This is a genomic window from Streptomyces sp. NPDC000941 (assembly GCF_053599555.1).
Genome location: NZ_JBSFMM010000340.1, coordinates 1 through 8,444 on the forward strand (window position 1 = coordinate 1; position 8,444 = coordinate 8,444).

Below are 8,444 nucleotides of genomic sequence, written 5' to 3' on the forward strand. Positions count from 1 at the left end.
GCTCGCCCGTGGCCGTGCCGCCGCGTCGGCGCAGCACCGCCACGGCCACCGCCACGCCCAGGGCCACCCCGCAGAGCGGCAGCAACCAGCTGATCTGGCCGCCGACCTGGTCGTTGAAGAGCCGGCCGAGACCGGCGGCGCCACCGAAGGAGACCCCGCCGCCCATCGGGCCGCCGGCACCGCTCTCGCCGAAGATCCGGCCGAGCCCGTTGTATCCGACCACCAGGTCCCAGGCCGAGCCGTCCTCGCTGCCGCCGATGTACGGGCGGTCGCCGGGCCACAGCGCCACCATGGCCACCCACCACAGCGAGGACACCGCCAGCACGGCTCCCGCGATCAGCAGCCGGCGCACTCGGACGAGCCAGGTCCCGGCCGCACCGATCAGCCAGGCAGCCGTGAGGGCCGGCAGCACCATCCAGGCGGCCAGCATCTTCGTCAGAAACCCGACGCCGATCAGGAAGCCACTGCCGCACAGCCACCACAGGGCCGTCCGACCGGCCGGCGCCTGCAAGGCCCGGGTCAGCGCGTACGCCGCCGCGACCAGGGTCAGCACCAGCAGCGTGTCCGGGTTGTTGTCGCGGTTGATCGCCACGGTGATCGGCGTCAGCGTCATGACCAGCGCGGCGAGCAGTCCGGCGCCTTCGCCCGCCCAGCGGCGTACCGTCCGGTGCAGGACGAACACCGCCGCGACACCTTCCAGCAGCTGGGGCAGGATCATCGCCCAGCCGTGCAGGCCGAAGATCTTGGTGCTGATCACCTGAGGCCACAGCGCCGCCGGTGGCTTGTCGACCGTGACCACCCCGGCCGGGTCGAACGCCCCGAAGAGGAAGTTGGTCCAGTCGCGCCCCATCGACTTCACCGCGGCCGCGTAGTAGCTGTTGCCCCAGCCGAGGGAGCCGAGGGCCCAGCCGTAGAGCACCGCGGCCAGCAGCAGGATCGCGCCGAGCGCGGCCGGGGCGGCCCAGCGGGGCAGCGTACGGCCGGCCACGTGTGGTGGTGGCGCGCTCGCGGGCGTGGTCGACGGCTCTTGCGATATGTGGGTCACGGTGCGCTTCGCTTTCCTGTTCCGGACAGTTGTTCCGACAGAGGTATGGGTACGGGAGGCGGGGCTCATGAGCGCCGGAAGACAGCCAGCCGCAGCACGAGGAAACGCACGGCGGTGACCAGCACGGACGACGCGATCAGCACAAGCGTTTCGGCGCCGGGCGAGGCGTCCGGACTGCTCTCGCGGTACAGCAGTACGGCGGCGGAGGTGACCAGGTAGCCGAGCACGAACAGGGCGCCCGCACCCAGGTGTGCCCGCCCCACCCCGGTGTCCGACCAGCGGAACGTCAGGCGGCGGTTGGCCTCGGTGTTGAACACGGTGAGCACCAGCAGCGACACCAGGTTCGCCAGTGCGGGCGGCCACCAGCCGCGCAGCAGCCAGTAGAGCAGCCCCTGCCCGATGGTCGAGGCCACCCCGATCGCGGCGAAACAGCCGACCTCCCAGGTGAACCGGGAGCGGCCGGTGTCGGGGGCCAGCACCGCGTCCGGGTGTTCGGCGGCCGGAGCGGGACGGCGCGGCAGCGCGACCCGGGCGGCGCCGGACGCCTTCAGCCGCGCCATCCGGTACAGCCCCCGCAGATCGTCGGTGGCGGTGCCGACCACGTCGACCCGGGTGTCCACGTCCTCCACCCAGTCGACCGGGACCTCGTGGATGCGCAGCCCGTTGTGCTCGGCAAGCAGCAGGAGTTCGGTGTCGAAGAACCAGGCGTCGTCCCGTGTCTTCTCCAGCAGCGGTCGCAACACCTCGGTACGGGCCGCCTTGAAGCCGCACTGCGCATCGCTGAACCGGGCCCCGTGGGTCAGCTGGATCAACCCGTTGTAGCAGCGGGAGATCAACTCGCGGCGAGGCCCCCGCACGGTCCGCGCGCCCGGCGCGAGCCGACTGCCGATGGCCAGATCGGAATGGCCGCTGGCCAGCGGCGCTATCAGGGGCAGCAGCCCGTCGAGCCCGGTGGACAGATCGACGTCCATGTACACGACGATGTCGGCGTCGCTCGCGCCCCACACCGTACGCAGCGCCAGGCCGCGGCCCTTGCGGTCCAGGTGGCGCACCCCCACCCCGGGCAGTTCGTCGGCCAGTGCCGTGGCCACCTCGAGGGTCCGGTCGACGCTGGCGTTGTCCGCCACCGTGATCCGCCACGGGAACGGCAACTGCTCACGCAGCCGGGTGTGCAGGGTGCGCAGACAACCGGGCAGCGCGCGCTCCTCGTTGTAGACGGGAACGACGATTTCGACGGTCGGGGTGTCCGTCCGGGCCGGGTCGGAGAGATCGGGGCGGGCCGCGGGCTGGAAGCCGGCTGCGACGCCCGGGCGGGTGGAGGTCTGGGGCATGGATTCCTCGTACGGAGAGGCGACGGTGGGGGTTGCACCCTCGCGGCCCAAGCCGGGAATCCCGCGACAGCAAGCTGGGAATTCGCCGAGAGTCCGCTGGGTCCTCGCTGAGAGCCGTCGGCCGGGGTGTTCCAGTGGTACCGCGGTACCACTCGGGCGCCGAAGATTCCCCCGCGGACCCAGGGTTGCCACCGGCCGCCCCCATAGCGTCGATCGCAGACGCCGCGGCGCTTGCGCGGCGGCCGGTTCGAGGCGAGAGAGGCCCACTCACATGATCGAAGCCCGTGAGCTGACAAAGCGGTACGGCGACAAGACGGTCGTCGACACCTTGAGCTTCACCGTCAAGCCCGGAGAGGTGACCGGCTTCCTCGGCCCCAACGGCGCGGGCAAGTCCACGACGATGCGCATGATCGTCGGCCTGGACGCCCCCACCAAGGGCGGCTCGGTCACCGTGGGCGGCCGCTCGTATGCCAAGCACGCCGCCCCGCTGCACGAGATCGGCACCCTGCTGGAGGCCAAATCCGTCCACCCCGGGCGCAGCGCGTTCAACCACCTGATGGCGCTGGCGTACACCCATGGCATTCCGCGCCGCCGGGTGGAGGAGGTCATCGAGCTGGCCGGGCTGACCAGCGTGGCCGGTAAGCGCGTGGGCGCCTTCTCCCTCGGCATGGGCCAGCGGCTCGGTATCGCCTCGGCCCTGCTCGGCGACCCGGCGATCGTCATGCTCGACGAACCGGTCAACGGCCTCGACCCCGAGGGTGTGCTGTGGGTGCGCAACCTTCTGCGCGATCTGGCCGACGAGGGCCGGGCCGTCATGCTCTCCTCGCATCTGATGAGCGAGACCGCGCTGATCGCCGACCATCTGGTGATCATCGGCCGCGGCCGGCTGCTCGCGGACACCACGGTCGACGACTTCACCCGCGAAGCCGGCGGCGGCGGTGTGAAGGTCGCCACCACCGAGGCCATGCGGCTGCGCTCGTTGCTGGCCGGCCCCGACGTCACGATCAGCTCGTCCTCCGCCGAGGAACTGCTGGTCACCGGGCGTGACGCCCATGACATCGGGGCGATCGCCGCTGAGCACGGGGTGCCGCTGTACGAACTCACCCCCAAGGCCGTGTCCCTGGAGGCGGCCTTCATGGACCTCACCCGCGACGCCGTCGAGTACCAGAGCGCCCCCGCCGACACCGAACGAAAGGCCGCCTGATGCCCACCACCGCACTCCACCGCAGCCCGCGCTCGGGCAAGGGCCGGAACCTCTCCGCGGCGCCCGAGCCCAAGGCCCCCGCCACCCCCAGGACTCCCTACAAGGTGACCGGCATCCGGGTGCTGCGCTCGGAGTGGGCCAAGTTCTGGTCGCTGCGCTCCACCTGGATCACCCTGGGCGTCGCCGTCGTACTGCTGATCCTCTTCGGGGCGATCGCCTCGTACACCTACAGCCCCGACGCCGTGGCGGCGGGCGGGCCGCCCGGCCCGGGGAGTTCCGGTGGCGACAGCGACGCGGTCAGCCTGGCCCTTACCGGTGTGTCCTTCGCACAGCTGGCCATCGGGGTGCTCGGGGTGCTGCTGTCCGCGGGCGAGTACAGCACCGGCATGATCCGCTCCACCCTCGCCGCGGTGCCGCGGCGGCTGCCGGTTCTTTGGTCCAAGGCCGCCGTGATCGGGCCCATCGCACTGGTCCTCACCACGCTCGGCGCGCTGGCCGCCTTCCAGCTGGGCGCACCGGGCCTGGACGGCGAGAAGATCGCGCTGTCCCTGGGCGACGACGGCGTACTTCGGGCCTTGGCCGGCGCCGGTGTCTATCTCGGCCTGGTGGCCGTGTTCGGCGTGGCCCTGGGCGTGCTGATCCGCTCGTCCGCCGGGGCCATCGCGGCGCTGGTCGGCGTGCTGCTCATCCTGCCCGGTCTGGCCTCGCTGCTGCCCGACGCGTGGTACGACACGCTCAGCCCCTACTTCCCCAGCAACGCGGGGTCGGCCGTCTACGCCCTGCACCAGTCCTCGGACGCCCTGGCGCCCGGGGCGGGGCTCGCGGTCTTCGCCGGCTGGGTGGCGCTGACACTCGCCGGGGCCGCCTTCCGGCTCGTACGGACCGACGCCTGACCAGGGCGGGAGGACAATGGTGTCCATGAGCGCGGAACGCCCGGCAGCCGCCGCGGACACTGCCCAGGGGGCTGCGTCGCCCCCTGGGCTGGACGCCGTCTGGGCGCATCCGCTGCTGGGCCGGCTGATGCGCGGCCGGCGGGACCGGCAGCGGCTGGACCGCCGGTATCCATGGCTGCTCGACACCGCGGTGGTGCTGATCGTCGTCTGCGTCACCCTGCCCGACCTGCTGTGGGGCAGCGGCACCTCGCCCTTCGGCGACGCGGACTCCCGTGACAAATTCCCGTCCGGTGTCGTGTTCGTCTTCGCCGCCGCGCTCATCATTCCGCTGTGGTGGCGCCGCCGGGCCCCGGCCGTCACGTACTTCGTGATCGCGCTGGTGTCCCTGGCCCAGTGGTCCCTGGGTATCTGGCTGCCGGCCGGCATCAGCGCCCTCATCGCCCTGTACACCCTGGCCCGGCACGGTTCGTTGCGCCTGCTGGGCTGGGCGGGCGCGCTGGCCGCCACCAGTGTGGTGCTGGCCGTCTGGTTCCTGGTGCCCGTCAAACATCCGCTGCTGGGCGTCTTCTTCCTGCTGGGCACGGTGACGGCGGCCGTCGCCGTCGGCCTGACGCTCCGGATCCGCCAGATGTATCTGGCGGCGCTGGAGGACCGGGCCAGACGGCTGGAGGTCGAGCACGACCAGCGCGTCAAACTCACCGCCGCCGCCGAGCGCTCCCGGGTCGCGCGCGAGATGCACGACATCGTCGGCCACAATCTCTCGGTCATGGTCGGTGTCGCCGACGGCGCCGCGACCCTCGCCACCAACAGGAACGAGCAGTCCGCCGAGGCCCTGCGCATCCTCGGCGACACAGGCCGCCAGGCCATGAGCGAACTGCGCCGCGTCCTCGGCGTCCTGCGCGAGGAGCGGGACGACAGGCGGATGCTCAGCCCGCAGCCGGGGATCCGAGATCTGGACCCTCTGGTGGCGCGGGTGCGGGCGGCGGGGCTGAGAGTGGCCTACCGGACCGTCGGCGACCTCGACGCGCTGGGCAGCGGCGTACAGCTCACCGTCTATCGCATCGTCCAGGAAGCCCTGACCAACACGCTCAAGCACGCGGGTACGGGCTCCGCCGCCGAAGTCACCGTGGCCGCCGAGGCCGGCACGGTGCGGATACGGATCGCCGACAGCGGAGCACCGCCGGGGACGCCCGCGCGAGCGGTGTCGGGGCCGGGGCCACGGACCGGCTCGGGCGACGCCGGACACGGCCTGGTCGGCATCCGGCAGCGGGCCGCGATGTACGGCGGCTCCGTCACCATCGGCCCGCGCGAGACCGGACACGGCTGGCTCGTGGACGTCGTCCTCGATGTGCCCGCCCCACCCCGCCTCGATTCCTCGGTCCCGCTCGACCGGCAGCGACCCAGTCCGTCGGCATCAGGAGAGCAACTGACATGACCACCGTGCTGATCGCCGACGACCAGCCCCTCCAGCGCATGGGCTTCCGCATGCTCATGGAGGGCACCCCCGGCCTGAGCCCGATCGGCGAGGCCGAGCACGGTGCCGAGGCCGTCCGCCTGGCCGAGCGACTGCGGCCCGATGTCGTCCTCATGGACATCCGCATGCCCGGCATGGACGGCCTCGAGGCCACGCGCCGGATCGTCGCCGCCGGCGGCCGCACCCGCGTGCTCATCGTCACCACCTTCGACCTGGACGAATACGCCTATGAAGGGCTGCGGGCCGGGGCCAGCGGCTTTCTGCTCAAGGACGCCCGCCCCGAGGAACTTGTGGCCGGTATCCACGCGGTCGCCACCGGCGACGCCGTCGTCGCGCCCAGCCTGACCCGGCGTCTGCTGGACGCCTACGCCCACCGGGTACTCGCCCCGACCGACGCCCACGCCCCGGAGGACCCCCGGCTGCGCACCCTCAGCGACCGCGAACGCGAAGTCCTGGTCGCCATCGGCCAGGGCTGGACGAATACGGAGATCGCCGAACGGCTCGTCCTCACCGAGTCCACGGTGAAGAAGCACGTCGGACGGGTCCTCGCCAAGATCGGGGCGCGGGACCGTATCCAGGCCGTGATCATGGCGTATGACGCCGGGCTGGTCCGGGCCAAGTCATAGCCGAGCCGGGCGGATACGGCCCTTTGCGCAAATCGCGGAATGGCGCGGCGAGTTGCCCGCACGACAAAGGGTGAAAGCTTCACCGCGCCGAATATGCCGGTCAGAAAACCTTGACTCCGTATCAGCCCCGCGGGTTAGGGTGACGAGGTCTCTCATGGGTTTTCTCGGAGGTTCCGGAACGCGGGGTCCGTCTTCCGATGGGAGAAGGCGCCGACGGGCGCAATGTCCACTTTTCGCGCGGGGCGGGGGAATTTCTGCGTGTTGTCGAGCATGTCCTTGCTGCCGGATGGCTGCATTGCGGTCAATGGAATTCCCTGTCGAATCTCGGGGTGTCTTCCCGGGTCAGGTTGACGAATTCGCCCCCCGGCTTCTTCCCGTTTTCCCCGCGTGAGGCTGCCGCGGTTCCCGCTGTTCATCGCGGACCACGCGCGTGTCGAGGTGGCCGTATGAGACCCATGGAACCATCAGAAGGGGGAACGGTCATATGACCGATCAGCGAACCGATACGAGACGGACCGCCGTCGTGACCACGATGGCCTCGGATTCCCACACCTGGAATCTGGTGTTCCTTCAGTTACTCATCGAGGAACTGGGTTTTCCCGTGGTGAACCTGGGCCCCTGCGTCCCCGACGATCTGCTGGTGGCCCAATGCGCCGAAATCGCCCCCGCGTTCATCGCGGTGAGCAGCGTCAACGGCCATGGCTACCAGGACGGACTGCGGGTCATCAAGAAACTGCGGGCCGACCACCGGCTCACCGCCACCCCGGTGGTGATCGGCGGAAAGCTCGGCGTCAAGGGCGCGGACGGCGTCCGCGCACAGGAGCTTCGGGCGGCCGGATTCGACGAGGTCGTCGAGGAGGGCGGTGACCCGGCCGCCGCCCTGCGGGCCTTCGCCGCCGCGCTGCCCGTCACGGTCACCCACAGCCCGGGCCGGCCCCTCGCCCAGGCCCACAGCGCGCGATGAGCGAGCGGTAGGCGTGGTGGACTTCGGAACATTCGTCCGGGCCGGTGCGGCCCAGGGCCGACTCGTCGTACAACCCCGCATGGGGTTCAGCGATCCGGCCGCCATGCGCGCCGGGCTCGCCGCGACCCGCGGGGCCGCAGCCCGTACCGTCGGCACCATCACCGTCGACGCCCACACCCGGGTGGGACGCCTGGACGCCGTCGCCACCGCCCTGCGCGAGGGAATCGACCTCAACGGCTACCCGTTGGTCAGCCACCCCGCCGCCACCACCGCACAGGTGCTGTCCGGCATCCAGGGCGAGGACTTCCCCGTGCAGGTGCGGCACGGCTCGGCGAACCCGGTGGACATCTTCCGCGCACTGCTCCCCGTACGCCTGGGCGCCACCGAGGGCGGCCCCGTCTCCTACTGCCTGCCGTACGGCCGCACACCGCTGTCCGAGTCCGTGCGCAACTGGGAGGTGAGCTGCGAACTCTTCGCGCAGCTCCGTGACAGCGGGATGGAGCCCCACCTGGAGACGTTCGGCGGCTGCATGCTCGGACAGCTGTGCCCGCCCGGCCAGCTGGTGGCCATCAGCGTGCTCGAGGCCCTGTTCTTCGTCCAGCACGGCATCCGCAGCGTGTCCGTCAGCTACGCCCAGCAGACCGATCCGACGCAGGACCGGGAGGCCATCGCGGCGCTGCGGCGGCTGTGCGGCGAGCTGCTGCCGGCCGTCGACTGGCATGTCGTCGTCTACACCTACATGGGCCTCTACCCCGAAACACTCGACGGCGCCTACCGGCTGCTCGGCCAGGCGGCGGAGCTCGCGGTCGTCGGCCAGCCGTCGCGATGGCTGCTGCTGCGGACGCGCGGTCGGCCCTGATGATGCCTGCCAGTGCGAGGAAGGCGAGCGCTGTAGTGCACAGCGCTG

The 8,444-nt window shown here is 71.3% G+C and carries 7 protein-coding genes and 1 pseudogene; 6 read left to right on the top strand and 2 right to left on the bottom strand.

Going from position 1 to position 8,444, the window contains the following annotated elements:
- Positions 1 to 1,045, bottom strand: a 1,045-nt coding sequence (locus tag ACWDSL_RS50060) for an ArnT family glycosyltransferase (protein WP_450496033.1), incomplete at its 3' end; no start/stop codon positions are given.
- 65 nt (positions 1,046 to 1,110) lie between these two features.
- Complete coding sequence (locus ACWDSL_RS50065) at positions 1,111 to 2,376, bottom strand: glycosyltransferase (RefSeq protein WP_450496034.1); 1,266 nt, start codon at positions 2,374 to 2,376, stop codon at positions 1,111 to 1,113.
- 271 nt (positions 2,377 to 2,647) lie between these two features.
- Here ACWDSL_RS50065 and ACWDSL_RS50070 point away from each other — a divergent pair, with 271 nt between their 5' ends.
- From ACWDSL_RS50070 to ACWDSL_RS50095, 6 genes and pseudogenes are all read left to right on the top strand, one after another.
- A complete protein-coding gene (locus ACWDSL_RS50070) occupies positions 2,648 to 3,580 on the top strand; it encodes an ABC transporter ATP-binding protein (protein ID WP_450496036.1) in 933 nt (310 codons plus the stop codon).
- Positions 3,580 to 4,473: an ABC transporter permease gene (locus ACWDSL_RS50075; RefSeq protein ID WP_450496037.1), complete on the top strand. Its 894-nt coding sequence runs from the start codon at positions 3,580 to 3,582 to the stop codon at positions 4,471 to 4,473. The genes ACWDSL_RS50070 and ACWDSL_RS50075 overlap by 1 nt, the downstream gene beginning before the upstream one ends.
- A 25-nt stretch (positions 4,474 to 4,498) precedes the next feature.
- Positions 4,499 to 5,908, top strand: coding sequence for a sensor histidine kinase (locus ACWDSL_RS50080; RefSeq protein WP_450496038.1), 1,410 nt, complete (start codon positions 4,499 to 4,501; stop codon positions 5,906 to 5,908).
- Positions 5,905 to 6,573, top strand: a complete 669-nt coding sequence (locus tag ACWDSL_RS50085; RefSeq protein WP_450496040.1) for a response regulator — start codon at positions 5,905 to 5,907, stop codon at positions 6,571 to 6,573. Before ACWDSL_RS50080 ends, ACWDSL_RS50085 begins: the two co-directional genes overlap by 4 nt.
- Positions 6,574 to 7,057: 484 nt before the next feature.
- Positions 7,058 to 7,537, top strand: coding sequence for a cobalamin B12-binding domain-containing protein (locus ACWDSL_RS50090; protein ID WP_450496042.1), 480 nt, complete (start codon positions 7,058 to 7,060; stop codon positions 7,535 to 7,537).
- A 13-nt stretch (positions 7,538 to 7,550) separates the two neighbouring features.
- A pseudogene (locus ACWDSL_RS50095) lies at positions 7,551 to 8,381 on the top strand (methylaspartate mutase); the annotation flags it as partial.
- Between the last annotated feature and the right edge of the window lie 63 nt (positions 8,382 to 8,444).

Bases quoted from the DNA above. Each gene is read 5' to 3' on its own strand.
- ACWDSL_RS50065 (WP_450496034.1), bottom strand. From the start codon at position 2,376: ATGCCCCAGACCTCCACCCGCCCGGGCGTCGCAGCCGGCTTCCAGCCC.
- ACWDSL_RS50070 (WP_450496036.1), top strand. From the start codon at position 2,648: ATGATCGAAGCCCGTGAGCTGACAAAGCGGTACGGCGACAAGACGGTC.
- ACWDSL_RS50080 (WP_450496038.1), top strand. From the start codon at position 4,499: ATGAGCGCGGAACGCCCGGCAGCCGCCGCGGACACTGCCCAGGGGGCT.
- ACWDSL_RS50090 (WP_450496042.1), top strand. From the start codon at position 7,058: ATGACCGATCAGCGAACCGATACGAGACGGACCGCCGTCGTGACCACG.
- ACWDSL_RS50075 (WP_450496037.1), top strand. From the start codon at position 3,580: ATGCCCACCACCGCACTCCACCGCAGCCCGCGCTCGGGCAAGGGCCGG.
- ACWDSL_RS50085 (WP_450496040.1), top strand. From the start codon at position 5,905: ATGACCACCGTGCTGATCGCCGACGACCAGCCCCTCCAGCGCATGGGC.